Source organism: Shewanella sp. S23-S33 (genome assembly GCF_043359565.1).
Classification (GTDB): domain Bacteria; phylum Pseudomonadota; class Gammaproteobacteria; order Enterobacterales; family Shewanellaceae; genus Shewanella; species Shewanella oncorhynchi.
The window spans coordinates 43,781-67,912 of sequence record NZ_JBHFFD010000021.1; the positions used below are offsets into that span (position 1 = coordinate 43,781).

A 24,132-nucleotide genomic window follows, 5' to 3' on the forward strand; every position below is an offset into this window, starting at 1 on the left:
AACGAATGATCTTTTTCAATATCATAAATACTCCCTTAGCTATTTTTAAGGTCACCTGAGAGCCAGCGGTTATATCAGTCAACAACACTGTTATATGACTATTCCATGGAGATCAATTAATTACTAGGGGTTAACTCCAGATAATGAAAAGAAAAATGCCACTGAGGTCGTCAGTGGCATTGATATCAAACAAACTCGCATAAATATGCTGAGCAAGTGCTCGTTAGCAAAAAGACACGAGATCTTCTTCGACAAATTGCTCTGGTAATTTCTGTAGGCTACGTAACATCAAAGGATTTGCCAACACCATCGCCATTTCTTGACGATTGAGTAAAGCTAATGCGCTCTGTTGACAACGAGCTTCATGCACCTTCACATGCACTATGGCTTCCATCGCTTCAATTGGTGTACCCGCAGCACGCAAAGGCTGTTTATCCACCATGGCTAAATGCAATTCCATCAACGCAGGGTCTTTAAGTACCTGTGCTAACGTCCAAGGCTCAGCAATGTGTCTTTGGTAAGCGGCGCGCGCTTCTTGCGCTTGCAGACAAATTTGCGCAGGGTTACGTTCTTCTGGTGTTGCAAGAATACCAGCACGCTTGAACACTTCGCCAATTTTAACTGAACCTGTCCATGCCGAAATAGGCACAGCAATCCACAGACCGATCAACGCCGGACTCATCCAAGCTAACAAAGTCAAAGAATCCAAAATAGCCGCATAACCTAACATCACACCTGCCAGCATATGCCAGCGGTGACGATAGATTAACGTCATCCAAGGCATACTGCCGTCATCACGACGTTGCGGCGACCAACCACTGTCACGCCCCATCAGAATTGACATCACAGCACCACAATGGATAAACATCATGATAGGTGCAATCAGCGCTGAAAGTATAACCTCAAAGATCACACTGAATATCGCTTTAATTCGACCACCAACACTGCGAGCAAACTCACCGTCTTTAAGCAGCAACAAGACACCGAATACTTTAGGGCCAAACAAAACCCCCATAGTAATGTAGAACAATCTTAATGCCCTATCCGAGTCCATGATGGGCCAAGTCGGGAACAGTGAAAATTGATCGGTGAAATATTCAGGTCGAATAAAGTGTGCCTGCAGGGCTAACATCAAACCAGTCAAAATCAACATCAACCAGAAAGGAGATGACAAATAAGCCATGATACCCGTCAGTAAATGTAAACGGCTTACCCAGTGCAAACCTTTAGTCGGCAAAATACGCGAATGCTGCAAGTTACCTTGGCACCAGCGACGATCACGCACGGCTAAGTCGATAATCGACGGTGGACATTCTTCGTATGAACCCGGTAAATCATAGGCAATAACCACACTCCAGCCCGCACGGCGGATCAGCGCAGCTTCAACAAAGTCATGGCTCATGATATGACCACCAAAAGGTGGCTTACCCTTAAGGTTGGGTAATCCCGCTGCGGTCATAAAGGCTTCGGTGCGGATAATGGCGTTGTGGCCCCAGAAGTTACCTTCTTTTTGTACCCACCAGCCTAACCCGGTACCAATTACCGGACCATAAATACGCGCCGCAAATTGCTGTAAACGGGCCATTAAAGTGGTGCCATTGATCAACGACGGAATCGTTTGGATCAAACCCGCATCAGGATCGGCCTGCATGCGCTGAGCTAAGCCAGTGATGGTTGAAGACTCCATCAAACTGTCGGCATCAAGCACTAACAAGTGATCATAGCGCGACCCCCAACGACGGCAAAAATCGGCTACGTTACCCGCTTTACGGGCGACGTTTTTACGACGGCGACGGTAATACACCCGCGAATGCTTATGGGTTTCTTGACGTAACACCAGAAACGCCTGCTCTTCGAGCAAAGCAATATCGGGATCGGTAGTATCACTTAAGATAAACCAATCAAAAGCATGACCATGACCCGTTTGCGACAAGGTTTCAGCCATTACTGAAACCGCCGAGAATACCCTATCAGGAGATTCGTTATAGGTCGGCATCAAAATCGCGGTTCGCGTATGCAGTTCAGTCACTTGCAAATCTTTTGCCCGCGGTTTTCGCAGTAAAATTAAAAAACCTGCAATACCGCTACAAAACGCCAAAGCAATCCAGCAGAAGTTAACCGCAAACAGCACTAGCACTAAATATTCCAGAGGAGTAATTCCGCCAATGCTAAATACCGCCCCCATTTCATAGATAGCAAACAAAGATAATAATAAAGCCCCACCCACCACAAACACACGACGGTAGGTACGCGAGCGTACCCCATCAGCCACAGTGCTACGGCGAGGGAATCCCTCTGGCATCTTACTTAAATTTTGGGGTTCCATAGCGCCAGGCCGTTCATTTGGCATAGCACTACCACCCACGAGGACTTCCGTCTCGAGTACCGAGTTATCGGATACAGTCATATCATGTTGCTCCGTCATGAACCTTAAAGCGTCCAGCGATAGAGCCAGGTTTCAACCTGACGAGGAGTTGGGAACTTAAGTTCAGCGCGCAGTTCGATAAGATCTTTATCTTCTGGCTCTAATTCAAAAGCTAAGCGATAGCCATTTTTAGCGGCATTACGGGCAATCACCACGTTCGTGACCACACCACCAGAAGCTTCAACTTTAGCGACTGGCATTTCATCTGTCATCGGACCTTCAACTTGATAGTCGACCACAAATAAACGTCTTGGAGTCGCCTTAGCAATATCGGCACGACCACTGGCAGAGCGAGAAATATGTACGGCACCGACTTTCGCAGCAGGTTCTTCACCCCAACTCATGCGATAGGCAAAATGAAATTCACCGCCAGCAGGAATAGGCTGACGTGGTTTCCAATAACTAACAATGTTGTCATGAATTTCAGACTCTGTCGGAATTTCAGTCAACACCACTGAACCTTGCCCCCAATTACCCACAGGCTCAATCCATAGGCTTGGGCGACGTTCGTAATGGGCTTCTAAATCTTGATATGACGCATAGTCACGCTCACGTTGGATCAGACCAAATCCCTGAGGCGAGTTGTCAGAAAACGCACTGACTTGTAACTGACGTGGATTAGCCAATGGGCGCCATAAATGCTCACCACGACCATTTAACATCAATAAACCATCAGAATCATGTACTTCAGGTCTAAAATCATCGGTGTCGTGACGACCATTGAGTGAATGTAAGAACATGCTAGTGCTGGGTGCTAAACCAACTTTGCTCAGCTCAACTCGAGGAAACAGTGTCGCTTCTACATCAATCAAGGTGTTATCACCGGGACGGACAGAAAAAGTATAAGCACCTGCTACGCTTGGGCTATCTAGCAAGGCATGCACAACAATCAAGTTGCTGTCATTGTGTGGACGCTCAACCCAGAAGGCGCGAAATATCGGGAATTCTTCCCCTTCAGCGTCAGCCGTTTTTAACGCCAAACCACGGGAAGATAAGCCATAGGCGTTACCTTTACCTAAAGCGCGGAAATAACTCGCACCTTGGAATACCATAAGCTCGTCAAATACACCATTCGTATTCAATTGGTTATGAATACGAAATCCTGAGTAGCCAATGTCGTCATTCGGCAGCGCTTGAGTAATCACTTCACCCGCGGTGAAATATTTAGGCTCATAGGCTAAGTGCGTTGCATTCTGACCTTCTACAATCGCAATCTCGATCAGATCTTGAAAATAGAAACCACGGTGGAACATTTGCATTTGAAATGGCACGCCCTGATCACGCCAAATAGACGCAGTCGGGTTAAAACGAATATCTCTGTACTCATCGTATGACAGTTTAGCAAGGCCAGCTGGCAAAGGATCTTTGAGGGTCACATAAGGTTTCGCTGCCAAACGTTTTGCAATCTTCACGACAGTTTCGCTATCAAAAGCGCCTGTCTTAGTGAATCTGATTTGATTTTTTGTACTGGGCTGAGAAATCACTTTCGGTGGAGTAACCACAGGAACTGCCTCGGCGGGTTTTGTCTCTTCAGCGTACGCGACACCAGACAGGGCGACTACAGCGCCTAGCGTCAGTGAACATATGAGTGACGAATAAGGTTTGGACGATGGGCAACGCAACAAGCTAACCATAGATAGGTAACCTAAAAAATAAACTAAGAAATCAATGTTTTTTATGTATACAGTGAATTTTTTTCACTCTGATTTAGGGATGAAAAAAAACAGTTGCTTACATATCGCGAAAGATATCAGAAGGAGAAAAAAACTCATAAATAAAGATGCAGTTAACCCCTTCTACACAATACTATTTGAGAATAAGCTTATACCAAAAATGAATATTAAAATAACATTATCATGCTTATTTCTGTTTTCAAAGTTACAAAAACAAATTAAGTGATCCAAATGCTACATTATTGAAAGTAAAATGAGCCTTTTTACACCTCAACTAAGTGTTGATGATCATAGATGAAATATCACAATAAGCGAATCAATCCGTTGGTAAGCCTAAGGATTAACACTAAGACAGCAGGAAAATTCAAAATTTTACCCGCTTAAATGTATCAAAACAACTGAGCTGATGTCACTGAAACTGCGGATCTATTTTAACATTTCATTGCCTGAACTATTTTGGCAGAAAAAGTGTCACAGATAATCCACCTTGATCCCTAGGCGCAATCACTAAACGACCTTGGTGCAATTCTATGATGTGATAGCAGATAGACAAACCTAATCCCGCGCCTATGCCTTCATTTTCATTCACACGATAAAAACGTTCTGTCGCATTGGCAATCTGCGGCTCTGTCATGCCTTGGCCTCGATCCGCGACACAAATACAGATTTCATCATCCAAAGCATGGGCCGACACTGAAATCTCCGATTCCTGTGGACTGTATTTACAGGCATTTTCGATAATATTCTTCAGTACAAGTAGCAAATAAAAACGATCACAGGTCACCGTTAGATTGGATGCGATATCGATATTCCATTCATAATCTGTGATTTGTGGCATTAATTGATTAAGCGCATCTTCGACCATAGGCAAAATGGCGTGGGATGACACATTAAGCTCATTAATCGAGTCCACCCTTGCTAATACGAGTAATTGTTCAACGGTATGACTCATGTGCACTACGCCAGCATCTATCGCAGCTAAATGGAATTTCTGCTGCGGATCATCATCAATCAGACTCTCTAAGCCATGTTGATGTAATTTAATCACAGATAATGGCGTTTTAAGCTCATGGGCCGCATCGGCGCTAAAACGACGCTCACGGGCGATAAATCGCGCGATACTATTGATATATAAGTTCAATGCGCGCCGAACAGGGACTAATTCTTTAGGCAATGACATAGTCAACGGGGTCAAATCGTTGGGCGCCCGTCCAATTAATTCTCTTTCAAAGGTTTTTAATGGGCGAAACAAGAGATAAAACAAGAAGCTAACAATAATTAATGTTAAAGGCACTACCATTAAAGGCACAATAACGGCGTTATGCATGATTTGCGATACGAGCTCTTGGCGTACTTCATCCTGTTGAGCTGTGACAATCCAAACATGATTTTTAACCGAAAAAAAACTGAACACATGCCAGAGTTCTCCTTCGAACACTTTCTTATGATAACCCTGTACGAATCGACTGATAGGTTGATGACCAATATTATCCGATAAAACTAAGGCTTCACCCGCCTCACTCCAGATTTGAAACGCCAATTTATGCTCATAGGCCAGTTTCAGCGCATCGGCCTTTTCGGCAAAGGAACTGATCTGGCTATCGGGAACGTGGAGCACTTGGGGTATGACGAGATCCTGAGCTGTTGCATTGGGCTCAGTATGATAGAACAACTCCAACATTTTAGCGGTTTGGAGCATTTGCGCATCGAAGAGTTCTTCGATTTGATGCTTAGAATCCCGAGTGCTCAACCAGCTAGACACAGCGACGGATACTGAAATACCTGACAAAATTAATAATGTCAGTACCAAACGCAGTGAATACACATCTAGCCCCTTTAATCGAATCACTTCTTTTTCCTAACGACTATGCTTCAAGTCATCACTGCGTTATCAGTACCCACAAACGTGGAGCTTGTCACTTAACGCTTAAAATTAATTTATTTCAATCAAGGTATAGCCAATTCCACGCACGGTTTTGATTAATTCATTGGCAAGTTTTTTGCGCAGATGGTGGATATGCACTTCTATTGAATTACTGCCGACTTCATCCCAGCCATAGGTTAACTGTTCTAACTGGCTGCGGGTCAATACACGCCCTGCCGACTGAGCGAGTTCGAGCAGTAATTGAAATTCACGCCGTGAAAGCAGCACATTTTGATCGCGAAATGTCACTTCACGGGTATTTAAATCGATACACAAAGCACCAATAATCAAACTGTTGTGATCGAGCCCATACTGACGCCTGACGATAGCACGAATGCGCGCGGCTAATTCACGCACATCAAAAGGTTTACCGAGATAATCATCGGCGCCCATGTCTAAACATTCGAGCTTAGTGTCAAAATCCGTATTAGCGGTCAGAACTATTGTGGGAATTGACACTCCCTGCTGGCGCCAAGCTTTAAGTAACTCTTTACCATTACCGTCAGGCAATCCCAGATCGAGCACTATGGCACTGAAGCTTTCATTTTTAACCCCCAGCAAGGCTTGCTGATAACTATTAAGGTGATCAACTTGCATACCCAGCTTTGCCAAACTCAAGCAAATCCCTTGGGCTAATAACTCATTGTCTTCAACCAACATAATACGCATTCAATGTCCTTAACTGAGCCCTAACGGAAAATACTGAACTTAACATCTTGTTGCTGTAAAAAATCTTCCGCGTCTCGCCCCTGCAGCATAGCCATAGTGGCGAGCATACCTGCAGTCACGCAGTTTGGCCCTAACACAGTCACAGAGCGCGGCGCATGGATAACGGGATAGCCAGTGCGTGGGTCGACAATATGGCCGTAACGCTTGCCATCGACTTCAAAAAAGCGCCGCGTATCGCCACTGGTCGCTAATGCACCCTGACTAATCGCCAGTACACTCGCAGCGTGGTCAAGGTGTCGTGGATCTTCAATTCCCACTTGCCATGGCGTCACTTTGGACACGGGACAAGCGATATCACCGCCAAAATTCACTAACACTGGAATGTCTGGATAACATTCGGCTAACTCATAGGCGACTCTGTCGACCGCATATTCTTTTGCGATACCACCAAAATCCAATTTCATACCTGTTGGCATCTCAATATGACGCGAATCAAACTCGATGCGCTCAAACCCCACTAAGGCTTTCGCGGCAAGTATGCGGCCATGTTCGGGCAATTGGGCTTTGGGATCAAAGCGCCACAGTTCCATTAACGGCCCAGCAGAAATATCAAAGAGTCCATCACTGAGCTGAAAACATTGTTTAGCAAAAGCCAATAACTGCCAGGTTTCTTCATCGATAAGCTGCTTATGACCATTGGCATGGTTTAATTGCCACAGACAATTCTGCGCGATAAAGCGACTGTACTTATGTTCGATACGCAGCGCCTCAGTGACAGCCATGTCCAACATATCGTCTACAATATCAAGTTGATCGCACCCAATGAGTATTTCACAGGGACTCGCCATGGCCCTAAATTCACCCACATAACCCCAATCACGGCGTTGCAACGAATAAGGTGCGGTCTTTAGGGACGATGTCGACATCATAAATCACCTCTTCACATGGCATCCCACTGGGATTCCGATTGAATAAGTTCAGGCGCAAATTGAGTATGGGTAGCTAAGCTACCCATACAGTTTAACGCCTTGCTACCTGAGCCAGTAGCATTATTTCGTATTAAAAAGAATAACTAAACTGTGCTGTAATTGCCTTCTGAGTCGGAAACAGATCGAAGTTTTGCAGCTCTCCAGGAATCGTAGCGCCGTTATTTTTCGGGTCCTGTTGGTAATACTCTAAGCGATACGACATCTCATGACCGCCTGATAATCTATGGCCAAATTTAACCCCAATCGTATATGCCGACATATCACCGATACGATAATCGGCACTAGCAAACTCAGGCAGTGGCGTATCCGCCATCAAGAAAGGTTGATAGAAGTTAGCCGCAGTTTGTTTGTAATAGCGCAGATGTAATTGTCCATAGAAGTTGCCCGTAAAGTAATAACGGTAATGGGTTTCTAAGGTATGTGATGTGAGGTCCCAGTCATCGGTATTATAACGATAGGAAAAATCCACCACACCCGCATCTAATGCGCCTTTGGTCATCACGTAAAAACTGTGCTTCAAGCGCGAATCGGGGCGGCTCTCATACAATAAATCCTGAGTAATGCCGTTGTTATCCACCACACTGAGCACCTTGTAGGGATCCGTTAAATAGCCATTCACACTCGACAAGCCGTAATTGGCCTGCAACAACCAGCGCTGACTAAGCACTTGGGTGATACCTAACATCACATCCGCGGTCTGCTTATTATCACTGCCACCTTGACGAGTCGCATCGAATGCGCTTCGATAAGCTTCCTCACTGGTGAAGTTATCGCGAATGACCATCGAAGATAAATCCACCGGACGACCGCCAACGGGGTCAACCACATCGAAACTATAAGCCGTACCTAAAAATAAAGTGGTGTTGTCTTTATTAAACCCTCGCTCAATTCCGGCATTGATGCCCATTGACATATAATCAAACTCTTTCGAGCCATATGCGCCAACATTGAGTTTCCAATCTGGTGTTAGCACTTCACTCCAACCGACATTGGCTTGTACGCGAGTATCGTGAAAGGTGTCATCTAACGGCGTTTCCCCCGCTGAAACATGATATTGACCATTACCAGATGGTCGAGTAAACGTTTGGCTGGTACTTTGGGCCACAGCGCCCGATGCTGAAGGTCCCGTTAGACTGTCAACCACGAGTTTGAGATCCAGCACACTGTCATCGCCAAAGGCTTTTTGCGCTGTACCTATGGCTTCGATGGCTTGTACTCTATCTTGCTCACCGTAATACATTAACGCAGCATCGATCTTCCAGTCGTCAGCTTTTTTAGATAATTCAGTCGCATGGCCACTTGTTGCAAACAGTCCACAACTGGCTAATGCGAGAGCACCCGCTATCTGCTTCGATTGTCTTGTATTTATTTGGTTCTTTTTTTGGGTCATAGCTGACAACACCTGTAGGTCACTTCCATCTATTCAATACCGCGGGATTTCGCCCCAGATTTTAGAACATCTGCTCGTCACATTTGTTTTAGTACGTCTGTTCATTACATCTGTGCGTTACATTTATTCGTAACATCTAAAGGCAAATAACACCAACGGAGAGTTTAGTTACAGCCACATCCGCCACCGGCAAATGCACGACCGCCGCTACTGCCTTCTTTACTAAAATAAATATGATCATCGAGTGCAAGATCGAGCTTCTCACTGTCGAGCGCCATATCGCTGCGGGCCAACTGGCCTTTCTCCCACGGCTGCACTCCTAAACTTGAACATCCACTCAAACCTATGATGAGCGTTACTGCGACTAATGCGGGTTTAAGCATAAATTACTCCTTCAGTAAATTGACGAGCTCTTGCTCGTATTCAGCGGTTTTATCGGCATAAAAGCCAACATGATGCTGTACTAACTGACCTTGTCGATTGAACATAAAACTGCTCGGCATGCCCAGCAAATCGAAACTGCGCGCGACATCACCTTCTGAATTGAAACGCACTGAAAAATTGGCAGGGACTTGTTTTAAGAATTCTTGGGCTAACTCGTTATCTGTATCTAGATTGATTGCCACGACGGCCAAACCTTGATCTTGATACTTTTTTTGGATCTCATTCATCCAAGGAAACGATTTACGGCAAGGGCCACACCAGGATGCCCAAAAATCGACATAGACGACTTTGCCTTTAAACTCACTCAGGGAAACAGCTTGGTTTTGCGCGTTAAACACTTGATAGTCCAGCGATGGCGCGGCTTGTACGCCTGCGGCCAATAAACTGAGTAACAATAATATTTTCTTCATAGCATATTCCGCATTAACGATTACGTTCGAATCTATTAACTGAATCTTAAGGTTTTCTTAAACAAGCTTATATAAGTTTAATTAACCTGCTCGCCCAGACTCACCACGCGAATGAACCATAGTCATCTGCATCGCCTTAATCACATGAGCGCTGATTAAGTGACCGATTTCATCCAAAATGGCAAATGTGAGACATTTTGTCCCATTAGAAAAAGTGAAATCAGATCTGTGTCATGTTAATTAAATGTCAAAATCAGTTCGGTCACATCTCTTAAAAATTCTTGATATACATCAATAATCTTTACACTCCAACGGCCTAAACTGGCACTGTCAATTATGTAAACCCTTACCAATTTACATTTAAATAACAAAAAAGGTTGACCCATGGACACACATGCAGCCCTATATGAACAGGGAAAGGCGCGCTTAGATGCGTTACGCCAATTCGCTCCCCGTCAACAACAATCGCTGATTGAGAAAATGCAACAGCACGGCATTAGTCGCCGTGATTTTATGAAGTGGAGTGCCATGGTGACGAGCATGCTCGCATTACCCCTCCCCTTTAGTAACTTAGTAGCCGAAGCTGCAGAATTAGCCGATCGTGTACCCTTAATCTGGTTACATATGGCCGAATGTACTGGCTGCTCCGAATCTTTAATTCGTACCGATACCCCCAATCTAGACTCACTGATTTTCGATCATATTTCCTTGGAATATCACGAAACCTTAATGGCTGCAGCGGGTTGGCAAGCCGAAGAAAACCTCGAACATGCACTCGAAACCTACAAGGGCCGCTATTTACTGGCCGTTGAAGGGGCGATTCCGACTGCAAATAACGGCAGTTTCTTAACTGTGGGTTGTAAAGGCCACACGGGATTAGAAATCATCAAGCATGCTGCAGAAGGCGCCGCCGCGATTATCTCTGTTGGCACTTGTGCGGCGTTTGGTGGGGTGCAAGCCGCTTATCCAAACCCAACGGGGGCTAAAGGCGTGCATGAAGTGGTCAGTAAACCCGTGATTAACTTAGGCGGTTGCCCACCGAGTGAAAAGAACATAGTCGGCACTTTGATGTACTTCATCATGTTCGGAAAATTACCTGCGCTGGATATGTTTAATAGACCTAAATGGGCTTACGGCGCACGGGTACACGATAACTGTGAACGCCGCGGCCGCTTCGATGCCGGTGAGTTTGTTGAAGAATTTGGCGATCACGGTGCGAAAGAAGGCTACTGCCTTTATAAAGTCGGTTGTAAAGGTCCTTACACCTACAACAACTGCCCAACCGAGCGCTTTAACCATCACACTAGCTGGCCAGTACTCGCTGGACACGGTTGTATGGGTTGCTCAGAACCTAACTTCTGGGACGATATGGCTGACTTTGAAAAACCCCTTGGCCGTCAACTCCTCCATGGATTGGATGCGACCGCAGATACTATTGGTGCGGTGATTTTAGGCGCGACTGTGGTGGGCATTGGAGCCCATGCCGTTGCCAGTATTTTTGCCAAACCGCTGGAGGAATAACCCATGAGCAAGCGCGTTGTTATCGACCCTATCACACGTATCGAGGGTCACTTACGTATCGAAGTCGAAGTTGATGAAAATAACGTCATCAACAAGGCTTGGTCATCCTCCACACTTTGGCGCGGTATTGAAGTCATTCTCAAAGGCCGCACGCCTATGGATGTTGGCCTTATTGTGCAACGTATCTGTGGCGTATGTACCTATTCCCACTACCGCTGCGGTACTGAAGCGGTTGAAAATGCGTTAGGAATTCAAATTCCATTGAACGCAAGATACTTACGTTCATTAATGCAAACCTCTTTATACATGCACGACCATATTGTCCATTTTTACCATCTACACGGCTTAGATTGGGTTGATGTGGTTTCTGCACTGAGCGCCGATCCTGCTAAAGCGGCACAAGTTGCCCTGAAATACACAGACCATCCCATAGCGGCGGGTGAAGGTGATTTAAAAGCGGTACAAGAAAGAGTTAAAGGCTTTGTCGAAACGGGAAAATTAGGTCCATTTGCCAACGCTTATTGGGGCAACGGCACCTATAAATTTACCCCAGAGCAAAACCTTATCGCGCTATCTCACTACCTTAAAGCGCTTGAAGTACAACGTGTTGCGGCAGAAATGCTAGCCATATTTGGTGGTAAATCACCACATCCACAATCCGTTGTTGTCGGTGGTGTAACTTCGGTGCGCGACATGCTCAGCCCTGCTCGCCTACAGGAATGGAAGCAAAAACATGCGACAGTAACTGACTTTATTCTGCGTGCCTATCAAGCAGATATCGTGATGGCGGCCGAAGCCTTTGGTACTGAACCTAGCGTGTTGGGCGGCGTAAACGTGAAAAACTTCATGGCGACCGATGACTTTGTGTTAGCCAATGGCGAATACATGTTTAATCAAGGCGTGATCATGAATGGCGACCTTGCTGGCGTCAGTGATGTGAATCCAGATCTGATTGCCGAAGACGTCAGCCACGCTTGGTATAGCGCCGATGCACCGCAACATCCCTATGACGGTACAACGATTCCTAATTACACTGGTTTTGTTGAACGCGACACTGTCTACGGCAAATTGCCAACACTGGATGGTGATGGCAAATACTCATGGGTGAAATCTCCCCGTTATCAAGGTGAGCCTGTCGAAGTGGGTCCACTCGCCTGCCTATTGGTGAGTTATGCCCGCGGTAACAAGGTGGTCGTGGATTCGGTCAATGGCCTGCTCGCTCGCACAGGTCTACCCGTAGCGGCTCTATTTACCACTTTAGGTCGCACTGCAGCCCGTATGTTGCAGACAGTCATCGTCGCCCAAGAAGGGTTAAAAACCTTTGATGCGCTGCTGACGAATATCCAGTCCGATGAATCTACCTATGTAAAACCCAATATTGATCCAAATAAAGAGTATGTAGGTCACGCTATGATCGAGGCGCCACGCGGCATGTTAAGCCACTGGATCCGCATTAAAAATGGAGTGATTGAGAACTATCAAGCCGTGGTACCGACGACCTGGAACGCAGGTCCTGTGGATGCCAACGGAAAAATGGGTCCCTATGAAGCCTCTTTAATTGGCTTGAAACTGGAAGATCCTACTAAGCCCCTTGAGGTGATACGTATTATTCACTCATTTGACCCTTGCATGGCGTGTTCTGTACACGTGATGGATTTCAAAGGCCAAGCATTGAGCGAGTTCCGTGTCAGTCCCAATGGTCAATAATCGAGGGAGGGAACGCAAAATGAACCATTCTGCAACCCGCATTCGGACACTGATTTTTAGTCCGGCAATACGGATTTTTCACTGGCTCAGGGCACTGTCAATTCTGGTGCTAGTGATCACCGGATTCTATATTGCTTGGCCGTTTCTGGTGGCGCCTGAAAGTACGGACGTACTCGTACAAGGCTGGATCCGCTTCGCTCATCTGATTTGCGGTTTTGTACTAACCGCAATCACCTTAGTCCGCTTCTACCTGTATTTTTTCAGCCGAAGCGACATTGAGCGGCGCTCATTTCGCGATGTGATGAGTGTAAAAAGCTGGATCACTCAGCTGAAATCTTACTTATGGATGGGGCACTTACATAAAGCCGGTGTCTATGGACCGCTGCAATTTGTGACTTATGTAGCAATCTCACTGGTCGCTCTTGTGATATGTATAACGGGTCTGGTGTTGTATGCCAATGTGTATCACCAAGGTTTAGGTGGCATGCTTTGGGGCAGCGCCGCTTGGATCACGGCACAAATGGGTGGGCTAGCACAAGTTAGGATTTGGCATCACTACCTTACTTGGGCATTTGTTATCTTTGTGGTTATCCACGTCTATATGGCGGTTTGGTCAGGGATACGCTTCAAACATAACTCAGTTGACTCGATTGTCTCTGGCTATGACTACCCAAAGCCAGACTCACACCACTAGGAGTCCAATGAAGATATTGCTACTCGGTATTGGCAATGTCCTGTACGCCGATGAAGGCATCGGCGTACATTTTGTCAATTATATAGCTGATAATTATCAGTTTACCCATGAGTCCCACCAGCTAAAGCTGCTCGACGGCGGCACCTTGGCTCAGGGACTTATCCCTATTATTTGCCAATACGATTATTTAATCGTGGTCGATACTGTTAACGCCAATGGCGTAGAAGCGGGCGAAGTCTACTTCTTCGATTTTGATAAGGCACCCAAGGAAATCGACTGGCAAGGCAGCGCCCATGAAGTCGAAATGCTGCAAACCCTCAATATGATGGAAATGGTTGGCGACAGGCCTAAAACCTTTGTGCTGGGCGTCACCCCAACCGTGCTCGAACCTATGGTGCTAGGCTTGACCCCTAAAGTCGCCGCCGCGGTACCTTTAATGGAATCAAGCTTGTTATCCCACTTAGCCTCCCTTGGGTTCACTGCGACGCGTGTTGCCGAGCATAGTATCGACTCGCTGATCCCTGACTCTTATAAACGTGGCGTTACTACTGGTGAAAGTATATAGAAGATGAAAAACATCAGATTTGATTTTACCTGCTCACGTCAGGTGCCTTTGTACGCACATTTATGTAATCAATACCTAAATTATGATGAACTAAATATCAGCATAGGCTGTGATGGTCAACATAGCTCAGGTCAATATAGTGGCCAACATGACTTTGGCCCCCAAAGCTATTTTATTGAAGCTCAGGGCGAGCAAAACCAACTAGAACAATTGGCCGATGCCATTGCCGCGGACTTTTTGATTTCCGCTTGGTTGATTGACTCTAGTATTAAAGTCATCGACGAGCCCCAAGGCAGTAAAACCTTACTGCCCTTTCCACAGTCTGGATCAAGCCCTGCCATAGTGCCTTTTTGCCAGCATTGTTATCCGTTGATTGGCGATAATCAGTCGGCTAAGTTTGGCACACTCGATTTAATTTGCCCTTGCTGCAAGGGCGAAACACAATTAACGTCCGCACAAAAAGCGTTAACCTTGTCAGATATTAAAGCCATGGCACAGGGACTGCTGACACAAGGCCCACTGACATTAGCGGCCGCCGATAATCTGCAACTTAGTCTGACACCGTTTGCTCAGCCCTTAGGCGAGCGGCCACAACTGTTAATTTGTAATCCCAATACGCTAAACGCCCATTTCTGCCTGAACGATGCGCAAGTGCTCGCGCTTTCGAGTATTGAAAAGCCACTTATCTGCGCGAGACCCACGCAAGAACACGACAAACTCAGTGCGCCACTGTACGACATTTGCTTTGCCTACAGCCGAGTGATCTTAGTGCTCGGGGAAGTATTACGACAAAAAGGGATCGATTGGGTTTACATTAAAGGGCCGCATAATAGGCCGAAGCTAGCGTGGGTCGATGGTGCTTGGGCACAAATCGCCAGTCACGATTTAAGCTCAACACAGTTTCAAACCAAGCACTTTATCGCTCCAGAACCCTTAAGGGGAAAAGTCAGTTTTCACGGCTATCAAGCCCAATGGCAAGCGGCGAAACGTTCACGATCGCACCAAGGCGAACTGAGTGTGGCAGTATTGACTCAAGTACCGTCAAGTGAAGACAGTGATATTCATTGCACTAGTATGCTAAGCGATAATAATCAAAATACAGTCAACACAGAAAATCACACCCTTGCAGACGCTGCGCTATTTAGTGCGCTGCTCAACGGTAAATTTACCAGTCATAAACAGGCAAAAAATGCCGCGGTCATTTACTTAAGCCATACCCACGCCAGTCAAATTGTCACCTGCGATAATAAGGGCGACACCGAACTCTTCTTTGCCCTGCCCGAGCTGCCCGATAACGGTTACGAAATCTTCCATCAACTGGACAGCAGTCCGCAAAAAGCCGTAGCGCAAAAATTTAAGAGCCTGTTCCCCGAAGATTACCTAAAACTTTTAAGCCTAAAGCTTCACGGCAAACGGGACAACTTGCAAAGTTTGTGGGCAATTGCCGCCATTTTAATTGGCCTCAATCCCCAAGATGAAACGCAAAGCCAAGCAAGGCTCAGCGATGCACTCATGGCCGCCGCCATGCGCTACCACGGTGCTAATGCACCGCGTATCGATTATCCGCTGACCAAAGGTGAAGCCCACCGCAGCCTAAATTGGTGTAAAACCTTAGGCACTGTCTTAAGTTTTCGTATTGCGGGTAATGACGATCCGAGTCAGCTCGCCTTTGCGATGCAAGACTCGCTGGCGGACTATTTATCTAACTGGATCGAGCATATCGACTTAAATATCGGCGTGCACAATATAGCCTTAGCGGGCAATGAATTAATCAATGAAACCCTGTGCAAACGCATCAGCTTACGCTTAGGCAAAAACTTTCCATTGGTGATCAATCGCAGCCTAGATTTAGACGGCGATAACTTAGCCGTTGGGGCACTTTACGTTAAGCAGCGCCAACTGAATGCCCATGATTAGGAGGCCAAAAGTTAAGTCACAACGCATGAAGCCACATAGGCATAATAGTCGCCACAAAAAGCACAGTGACCTGCAGATAAAACGAAGGCTCGCGTTGGAATACCTTGTCCACAAGGGAGCCACGTTAAAGCGTTGTCAGTTGCAGATCACTGGCATAGTACAAGGGGTGGGATTTCGCCCCTTTGTCTATCGTTATGCCCTTGAGTTTCAACTGACGGGCACAGTGCTCAACAATGCCAAGGGCGTGACCATTGAGCTGCAAGGTAATGATGAAAACCTCACTCGCTTTATCGCAGTACTCAATACCACCCCGCCGCCACTCGCCCGTATCGACAATATCAGCCAAATACCACTGCCGATTTTATTAAGCGAAACCACGTTTGAGATTATAAAAAGCGACAGCCATGAGGACGATGACCCAAGTTCACCGATAGGTGCACTGGTGGCGGTATCGGCGGATAAAAGCACCTGCCAAGATTGCTTGAACGATATGCATAATCCTGATAACCGTCACTTTGGCTATGCCTTTACCAACTGCACTAACTGTGGCCCTCGATACACGATTATCAATGCTTTACCCTATGATAGACACCACACCGCCATGGCCGATTTTGACATGTGTCCCGAGTGCGCCAAAGAATATCAAAACCCACTCGACCGTCGCTACCATGCTCAGCCCATAAGTTGCCCCGCCTGTGGCCCCAGACTCAGTTTAAAAACACCGCAAGGGGAATACATCCTTCCCAATGCCTCAAATCTCAGCGCACCTGAATTGAGTACGGACCTTGCGGTACTGACAGCAGCGGCTGACAGATTACGCCAAGGGCAGATTCTGGCAATTAAAGGATTGGGTGGATTTCACTTAATCTGTGATGCCCGAAGTGACAATGCCGTCAACGCACTCAGGCTGCGAAAACAGCGCCAAGCCAAGCCGCTAGCGGTGATGATGGCGGATATCACCATGGCGCAGCACTATGTCACAGGGACGGATGCCGAGTGGCGAGTGCTGAGTTCGCAGGAAAGGCCCATAGTGCTGATGAGCAGCCGAGCCGAACATGATCTCAGCTTAGCTGTCGCCCCCAATCTGAATAAACTCGGGGTATTTTTACCCTACACACCGCTACATCATTTGCTATTAGGTCTCTTCAAAGGGCCATTAATTGCAACCAGCGCCAATGTTTCCGGTGAACCTATCATCACTGATTGTGATGAGCTTATTAGTCACTTAAGCCATGTGGTGGATGCGATAGTCGATCATAATCGGCCGATTATTAATGGCTGTGATGACAGTGTGGTGCAAGTGATCCAGCCGCACATGGATTCCTCCGCAGAGGTACAAGTGCTGCGTCTCGCCCGCGGCTATGCGCCCTTAAGTTTTCCACTTGATACACCGCTAACCCAATCAATTTTAGCCGTGGGCGCACAGCAAAAAAATGCCATCGCCTTAGGCTTTGGCAATAATGTGTTTTTAAGTCCCCATATTGGCGACCTGTTCAGTGTCAGCGCCGAGCACTATTTTGAGCGCACCTTAGCCACTTTTGCTCGGTTGTATCACTTTACGCCAAATCTTATTATTCGCGATAAACACCCAGATTATGCCCCGTCACGCTGGGCTGAAATGCACTCAAACTCGACTGTACAACTCAGCGATACCCGTCAAAATCAATGTTTATCAGTGCAACACCACCATGCCCATGTGCTCAGCGTAATGGCGGTTAATCAATATAGAGATCCCGTATTGGGCTTTAGTTTTGACGGTACTGGGCTTGGCGACGATGGCAGTTTATGGGGCGGTGAAGTGCTATTAACTACGCTCGATAAAGCGCAGCGACTGGCCCATTTTGAGCCCATAGCGCTGCTAGGTGGCGAGCAAGCCATTAAGCACCCCGTGAGGTTGTTACTGGCATTATTATTCGAGCAAATGAGCCTCAATGCTGTACTCGCATTGCAATTACCTATATTAAACAACATGCACCCAAACACTCTGACTAACTTACATAAGATCTGGCAGAACGGCAGTGCGATAAAAACCTCCTCTGTCGGACGACTGTTCGATGCCCTCGCCTGCGCCTTAGGCTTAATCGAAACCACACTGTTTGAAGGTCAAGCGGGCATGGCGATAGAAGCCGCGGCCAATCGCGCCGATGCATTAGCCCTTGAAGTCATTTCGCTTAACTTACCTCTTGACATCGACCAGTGGCGCAGCAGTGAGATGTTCAAGCAAATTGTTGAATTGATTACAGCACAACCGCTAACAGACAATAGATGCTATGCCATCGCCCGCGCCTTTTTACACACATTAGGTGATGCTATCTGTGATTATACTGCCCAGTATCAACACCTCCCAACCGTGCTCTGCGGTGGCGTATTTCAAAATAAATATCTATTGGAATACTGCCTGAGCAAGCTCAGCGCCCAAGGAAATAAAGTGTTATCCAGTCAACAGATCCCCATCAATGATGGCGGCATCGCCCTAGGCCAACTTTGGTATGGCATTCATCAGAGTCAATAACCTTACTTATTTGATAACCCCTGATGTTCGCTCGCCATTTTTATCCCCATAAACCTGACGAACATCAAAGATCCGTAGCGCAATTTGTATCACACTCAACATTAGCGTAACCAAATTAACGATTCGTACATCAATCATTATTTGTCAGGCAAAGTCCTTGTACTCTGCCGATACAAGGAGAGGTAAAATGTGTAAAGACTGCGGCTGCTCCCTTACCCGCCACGACCATGATCATCTAGGCGCGCATGCCCATAGCCATGAGCATAATCATGACCATTCACATACTCATGAGCATAGCCATCAAGAGTTACACACAAATCCTCAGTTAAACGATAAAAAAACCTTGTCAGTCATCCACAAAATTTTAGATAAAAATGATGTCGAAGCAGGTCATAACCGCGCCCACTTTGAGGCACATAACATTACTGCCTTCAACATCATGAGTAGCCCGGGCAGTGGCAAAACCACCCTATTAGAAAATCTCAAAGAATACACTAAGCTCAACTATGCGGTGATCGAGGGCGACTTAGAAACCTCCCGCGATGCCGACCGCCTCATCGCTAAAGGCATTAAGGCCTATCAAATTCAAACGGGCAGCGCCTGTCACCTCGACGCCTTTATGGTGCACGGTGCCCTACATCATCTGCCGCTTGAAGGACTCGATATTTGCTTTGTCGAAAACGTCGGTAATCTCGTCTGCCCAGCCAGTTATGATGTGGGCACTCACAAAAATATCGTGCTGCTATCAGTGCCAGAAGGCGATGATAAGATTGAAAAATATCCTGTGATGTTCCGCCGCGCCGATGTAGTTTTTATCACTAAGTGCGATCTACTGCCCTATTTTGATTTCAAGATGGACGAAGCCAGAGCGCAGCTTAAAAAACTCAATCCAGCAACTCAAATTATTGAAGTCTCAATTAAAGATGGCGACTCCATGCAGGCTGTAGCCGCTTGGCTTAAAGACAACATTCGAGGTGCACAATAATGTGCTTGTCCATACCTTCCCAAGTCGTGGCGGTCGATATTGAGCGCCAGAGCGTCACAGTCGACACCTTAGGTGTGCGCCGCGATGTCAGCAGTCATTTAATGAATGAGCCACTGGAAATTGGCGACTATGTACTTATCCATATTGGTTTTGTGATGAACAAAATTGATAAGAAAGATGCGCAGCAAAGCATTGATCTATACAAAGAAATCGTCACTAAGCTTGAAAATGAAGCCATACACTGACCATCAGCAGTGCAGGATTAAATCGCAAGGCGCACCCCTATCGAGTGCACCGAGGAAAAAGCATGCTTGAACTAAAACACCTCTATCAAGGCTTTCGCGATCCCCAAACGATTGCCAATTTAGCACGGGATATTCAGTTAACCGCTAAATTGGTTAAGCAACAAATCAATATCATGGAAGTCTGTGGTGGCCATACTCATACGATTATGAAATACGGCTTGCTAGATTTACTGCCGGATAATATTGAATTTATCCATGGTCCTGGCTGCCCAGTGTGCATTATGCCTAAAGAGCGCATTGACCAAGCCGCGGCGCTTGCCTCCCAAGAAAATGTTATTCTTGTGACGCTGGGTGATATGATCCGCGTGCCTGGTTCTCAAGGCTCTTTAGCCAGTTTTAGGGCCAAGGGCTGCGATATTCGCCCAATTTACGATCCCTTAGATACGCTCAAAATTGCCCGCGATAATCCCGATAAAACCGTAGTGTTCTTCGCCATTGGCTTTGAAACCTCAACCCCAATGACAGCAATTTTGTTACAACTGGCCGAACAAGAAAAACTCGAAAATCTACTATTTCATATCAATCATGTATTAGTGCCCCCCGCAATTGATGCCGTGATGCACGACCCAAAAGCGAGGGTCAACGCCTTTATCGGCCCAGCCCATGTGAGCGTGATCAGTGGCGCAAAAATCTATCGCAGCACAGTCGAAAACTATGGCACGCCCGTAGTGGTCGCAGGATTTGAGCCCGTCGATGTGATGGAGTCGATTTTACGGATTGTGCGCCAAAAAGCCGCGGGTAAAGCTGAGCTCGATATCCAATACAGCCGCGCAGTTTCACAGGACGGCAACCTCACGGCGCAGGCCAAAGTAAATCAATTCTTCAATGTCAGACCGCAATTTCGCTGGCGTGGACTAGGCCCAATCCCCAATTCAGCGCTGCAGCTTAAACCCGAATATGCCCACAGGGACGCCGAACTGCGCTTTAAAGACCGCCTACCTGTGAAGGAAATTGACGATCATAAAGCCTGCCAGTGCGGCGATATACTTCGTGGGCTTGCTAAACCAAAGGACTGTAAAGTTTTTGGCCGCGGCTGCAATCCCGAAACACCCTTAGGCAGTTGCATGGTCAGCTCCGAAGGTGCTTGCAATGCCTATTACCGCTATCAAGGTATCGATATCAAGGAACTACATCATGGCTGATACGCTTAAAGATAAATCCATTCAACTCAGCCACGGCGGTGGCGGCAAAGAAATGAATAAACTGATCCGTGATCTGTTTTTTGCCGAGTTTGATAACCCAATCCTTCGCAGCGAAGAAGACGCTGCCAAACTCGATTTGCACGGTGCCAACGCCTTTACCACAGACTCTTTCACCGTATCCCCTTTATTTTTTGCCGGTGGTGATATCGGCAAACTCGCCATCGCAGGCACAGTCAACGATCTTGCTATGATGGGCGCAGAACCTCAGTATTTGAGTTGTAGTGTGATCATCGAAGAAGGCTTTTCTATCAAGGATTTAACTACGATTGTCCGCAGTATGGCGAAAGAATTAAAACACAGTGGTGCACGGATTGTCTGCGGCGACACTAAAGTCGTACCCAAGGGGTGCGCCGATGGTTTATTTATTAATACCTCAGGCATTGGTCGTATCTTGCGTCCCAATATTTCCGCGGCGAATGTCACCGTGGGCGATGCCATTATTGTCTCCCGTGATATTGGCTGCCACGGTGCAGCGATTTTAATGGCGCGAGAAGGACTCACACTCGAATCGGCATTGCAAAGTGACTGCGCGACGCTCTGGCCGATAGTCGAGCAATTGATCGCCGCCAATATTCCCATTCATGCGATGCGCGATGCGACTCGCGGCGGCTTATCGGCGGTGCTCAACGAATGGGCTGTTGCCTCCAATGTTGGCATCACAGTGAATGAAACCAGTATTCCCGTCAGCGATGAAGTCAAAGGTCTGTGCGAACTCTATGGTTTCGAAGCCATGGATCTTGCCAACGAAGGCACTTTCATCCTCGCCGTTCCCAACGACATCGCCTTAGGTGCGCTCGAGATCATGCAACGCTTTGGGCGCTGTGAGCATGCAGCGATAATCGGCACTGTGAGTGATGATTTAGTGGGGAAAGTCGTGCTAAGAACACCTTGGAATACTAAACGTTATCTCGATCTTCCCCAAGGTGAACTGCTGCCAAGGATTTGCTGATGCACGAATATTCGATTGTGAGTGCCCTGATTGAGCAATGCGAACAGCACGCGCTGGCCAATCATGCCGATAAAATCACCCGAGTGGATATCAAACTGGGAGTCATGAGCGGGGTTGAACCTAGCCTGCTACAAACGGCCTTCGATACGTTCAAGCTCGATGGGATTTGCAAAGAAGCCCTACTCAATATGCAAATTCAGCCGCTAGTGATACTTTGCCAAGACTGCCAGACTGAATCCGTACTGAGTGAGCGCACGGTCGTCTGCCCTGCATGTCAAAGCTTTCGTACTCGCGTACTCGATGGCGAAGATATGTTACTGATGCAACTTGAGATGGAGCAGAACGAGGATTAATCATCCACGATACGCATTGTTAACGACAACGCTATTGATAAAACGCTCTATAAATAAAGAATGCTATCAATAAAGAACGCTCTTCAACACAAAAATGGCTTCGAGCACACAGAGCTCAAAGCCATTTTAAACCACACTATTTCAGTCACGCTACATCAGCTGTAGATAGAAGCTTCACCCTCTGGGCGCGTCTTGAGAACGCGCAGGAACCACATATACTGCTCTGGGTAAGCTAAGATAACTTGCTCGACCACTTTGTTCAGTGCCAACGCCTCATTTTCTTTGCCCACCATGTCTTCAGGCGCAACGGCCGTCATCACAGTGAGATCAAATTGGCGTGACGTTTGATTGTAGCCAATCTTTACTGGCAGCACTTGGGCATTCCCCGCCTGCGCTAAACGCCCAACAACAGGTAGCGTTGCCTTCACTGTGCCTAAAAAAGGCGCAAACACGCTTTGTTCAGGACCTAAGTCTTCATCGGGCAGATAAAAGAAACTGTTACCGCGCTTAAGCTCAGCCAATAACGCCCGAATGCCCGCCTCGCGCATATACACATGGCCACCACAACTGCTGCGTACACGATTACTAAACCAATTGAATAAGCCGTTTTTATGGGCTTTGGCCATAGTCACCATAGGCAACTCAAGGTTAAGGCGTAAACCAGCATAATCAATTGGCCACACATGGGGCATGATAAAAATGATCGGCTGCCCCGCAGCCTGCGCTTTAGTCACATGCTCAAAGCCGATTAAATTGACTCTACGACGTAAATGCGCTTTTGAGCGCACCAGCAATTCGCCCTGTGCTAACAACACCAAAACGAAGTTTTGCACGTTCTCACGGATTAACACTTCAATCTCGGCGGAAGATTGTTCAGGAAAGCACGCCCTTAAGTTGGCTCTCGCAACGCTAATGGGCTTTTTGGCAATTGGCATCACTATTTTTGCCAATAATCTTGCAATAGGATCACGCAGCCATGCGGCCATGAGTCCGAAAATCACTAATAGACCAATCACTAACCAAGTGGCCCAGTATCTAGGGTGTAATAAGGCGAGTTTAAAACGACGGTCAAAATGTTTGGGCTGTCTTGACAAAGAATTCACCTCAGACAGTGGATAGAAATAATGGAGATATTACACAAAAAAATAAACAGGAAAGCCACTCTCTAAGGAGTGGCTTTCCCATCAAACAAACGAAATTACTTACCCGTGTTTGCTGCTTCTACACGAGTTTTCAGCTTTTGGCCGGGACGGAAAGTCACGACACGACGAGCAGAAATTGGGATATCTTCGCCTGTTTTTGGGTTCCTTCCCGGTCTTTGATTCTTGTCCCTAAGGTCAAAGTTGCCAAAGCCAGATAACTTGACCTGCTCACCACTTTCAAGTGCGCCCCGAATCTCTTCAAAGAACGACTCAACCATCTCTTTGGCGACACGTTTGTTCATTCCGAGTGTTTCAAAAAGATGTTCTGCCATTTCGGCTTTGGTAAGTGCCATACT

At 46.8% G+C, this 24,132-nt stretch carries 21 protein-coding genes; 11 read left to right on the forward strand and 10 right to left on the reverse strand.

Annotated elements, in window-relative coordinates; translation table 11 throughout:
* Positions 1-223: 223 nt before the first annotated feature.
* From mdoH to ACHA99_RS06280, 8 genes are all read right to left on the reverse strand, one after another.
* Positions 224-2,407, reverse strand: a complete 2,184-nt coding sequence (gene mdoH / locus ACHA99_RS06245; RefSeq protein WP_105252289.1) for a glucans biosynthesis glucosyltransferase MdoH — start codon at positions 2,405-2,407, stop codon at positions 224-226.
* A gap of 23 nt (positions 2,408-2,430) precedes the next feature.
* A complete protein-coding gene (locus tag ACHA99_RS06250; protein ID WP_049821716.1) occupies positions 2,431-4,059 on the reverse strand; it encodes a glucan biosynthesis protein G in 1,629 nt (542 codons plus the stop codon).
* 490 nt (positions 4,060-4,549) lie between these two features.
* Positions 4,550-5,947 carry an ATP-binding protein gene (locus ACHA99_RS06255; RefSeq protein ID WP_173245233.1) on the reverse strand — a complete coding sequence of 466 codons (1,398 nt, stop codon included), beginning with the start codon at positions 5,945-5,947 and terminating at the stop codon, positions 4,550-4,552.
* A gap of 84 nt (positions 5,948-6,031) precedes the next feature.
* The gene (locus tag ACHA99_RS06260; protein WP_028760171.1) at positions 6,032-6,691 is read right to left on the reverse strand and encodes a response regulator transcription factor; all 660 of its coding nucleotides are present in this window, start codon (positions 6,689-6,691) and stop codon (positions 6,032-6,034) included.
* A gap of 20 nt (positions 6,692-6,711) precedes the next feature.
* A complete protein-coding gene (locus tag ACHA99_RS06265) occupies positions 6,712-7,620 on the reverse strand; it encodes an FAD:protein FMN transferase (RefSeq protein WP_393941717.1) in 909 nt (302 codons plus the stop codon).
* A gap of 130 nt (positions 7,621-7,750) precedes the next feature.
* The gene (locus tag ACHA99_RS06270) at positions 7,751-9,070 is read right to left on the reverse strand and encodes a DUF3570 domain-containing protein (RefSeq protein ID WP_393941719.1); all 1,320 of its coding nucleotides are present in this window, start codon (positions 9,068-9,070) and stop codon (positions 7,751-7,753) included.
* Between the two features lie 164 nt (positions 9,071-9,234).
* A complete protein-coding gene (locus tag ACHA99_RS06275) occupies positions 9,235-9,453 on the reverse strand; it encodes a DUF4266 domain-containing protein (protein ID WP_028760174.1) in 219 nt (72 codons plus the stop codon).
* Between the two features lie 3 nt (positions 9,454-9,456).
* Positions 9,457-9,924 carry a TlpA disulfide reductase family protein gene (locus ACHA99_RS06280; RefSeq protein ID WP_393941721.1) on the reverse strand — a complete coding sequence of 156 codons (468 nt, stop codon included), beginning with the start codon at positions 9,922-9,924 and terminating at the stop codon, positions 9,457-9,459.
* A gap of 384 nt (positions 9,925-10,308) precedes the next feature.
* Here ACHA99_RS06280 and hyaA point away from each other — a divergent pair, with 384 nt between their 5' ends.
* The 11 genes from hyaA (at position 10,309) to hypA (ending at position 22,634) form a co-directional block, all read left to right on the forward strand.
* Entirely contained in the window at positions 10,309-11,445 is a 1,137-nt protein-coding gene (gene hyaA, locus ACHA99_RS06285) for a nickel-dependent hydrogenase small subunit (protein WP_028760176.1), read from the forward strand.
* Positions 11,446-11,448: 3 nt separating this feature from the next.
* The gene (gene hyaB / locus ACHA99_RS06290; RefSeq protein ID WP_028760177.1) at positions 11,449-13,152 is read left to right on the forward strand and encodes a nickel-dependent hydrogenase large subunit; all 1,704 of its coding nucleotides are present in this window, start codon (positions 11,449-11,451) and stop codon (positions 13,150-13,152) included.
* Positions 13,153-13,171: 19 nt separating this feature from the next.
* Positions 13,172-13,846: a Ni/Fe-hydrogenase, b-type cytochrome subunit gene (gene cybH / locus ACHA99_RS06295; RefSeq protein WP_028760178.1), complete on the forward strand. Its 675-nt coding sequence runs from the start codon at positions 13,172-13,174 to the stop codon at positions 13,844-13,846.
* 7 nt (positions 13,847-13,853) lie between these two features.
* A complete protein-coding gene (locus ACHA99_RS06300; protein WP_028760179.1) occupies positions 13,854-14,411 on the forward strand; it encodes a HyaD/HybD family hydrogenase maturation endopeptidase in 558 nt (185 codons plus the stop codon).
* A 3-nt stretch (positions 14,412-14,414) separates the two neighbouring features.
* Positions 14,415-16,328 carry a NiFe hydrogenase gene (locus ACHA99_RS06305; RefSeq protein WP_393941725.1) on the forward strand — a complete coding sequence of 638 codons (1,914 nt, stop codon included), beginning with the start codon at positions 14,415-14,417 and terminating at the stop codon, positions 16,326-16,328.
* Between the two features lie 94 nt (positions 16,329-16,422).
* The gene (gene hypF, locus ACHA99_RS06310; protein ID WP_393941727.1) at positions 16,423-18,840 is read left to right on the forward strand and encodes a carbamoyltransferase HypF; all 2,418 of its coding nucleotides are present in this window, start codon (positions 16,423-16,425) and stop codon (positions 18,838-18,840) included.
* Between the two features lie 187 nt (positions 18,841-19,027).
* Positions 19,028-19,825 carry a hydrogenase nickel incorporation protein HypB gene (gene hypB, locus ACHA99_RS06315; protein WP_113939527.1) on the forward strand — a complete coding sequence of 266 codons (798 nt, stop codon included), beginning with the start codon at positions 19,028-19,030 and terminating at the stop codon, positions 19,823-19,825.
* Positions 19,825-20,070 carry a HypC/HybG/HupF family hydrogenase formation chaperone gene (locus ACHA99_RS06320; protein WP_393941729.1) on the forward strand — a complete coding sequence of 82 codons (246 nt, stop codon included), beginning with the start codon at positions 19,825-19,827 and terminating at the stop codon, positions 20,068-20,070. The genes hypB and ACHA99_RS06320 overlap by 1 nt, the downstream gene beginning before the upstream one ends.
* A 62-nt stretch (positions 20,071-20,132) precedes the next feature.
* Positions 20,133-21,272 carry a hydrogenase formation protein HypD gene (gene hypD, locus ACHA99_RS06325; protein WP_263185160.1) on the forward strand — a complete coding sequence of 380 codons (1,140 nt, stop codon included), beginning with the start codon at positions 20,133-20,135 and terminating at the stop codon, positions 21,270-21,272.
* Positions 21,265-22,281, forward strand: coding sequence for a hydrogenase expression/formation protein HypE (hypE, locus tag ACHA99_RS06330; RefSeq protein ID WP_263138288.1), 1,017 nt, complete (start codon positions 21,265-21,267; stop codon positions 22,279-22,281). The genes hypD and hypE overlap by 8 nt, the downstream gene beginning before the upstream one ends.
* Positions 22,281-22,634, forward strand: a complete 354-nt coding sequence (gene hypA / locus ACHA99_RS06335) for a hydrogenase maturation nickel metallochaperone HypA (RefSeq protein WP_028760186.1) — start codon at positions 22,281-22,283, stop codon at positions 22,632-22,634. The genes hypE and hypA overlap by 1 nt, the downstream gene beginning before the upstream one ends.
* A 155-nt stretch (positions 22,635-22,789) precedes the next feature.
* On the opposite strand, the gene lpxM is transcribed toward hypA, so the two are convergent.
* Positions 22,790-23,728 (reverse strand): lauroyl-Kdo(2)-lipid IV(A) myristoyltransferase, encoded by a 939-nt coding sequence (gene lpxM, locus ACHA99_RS06340; RefSeq protein ID WP_131525470.1) that lies wholly within the window; start codon positions 23,726-23,728, stop codon positions 22,790-22,792.
* A gap of 104 nt (positions 23,729-23,832) precedes the next feature.
* Positions 23,833-24,129 (reverse strand): integration host factor subunit alpha, encoded by a 297-nt coding sequence (gene ihfA, locus ACHA99_RS06345; RefSeq protein WP_006081370.1) that lies wholly within the window; start codon positions 24,127-24,129, stop codon positions 23,833-23,835.
* Positions 24,130-24,132 lie beyond the last annotated feature (3 nt).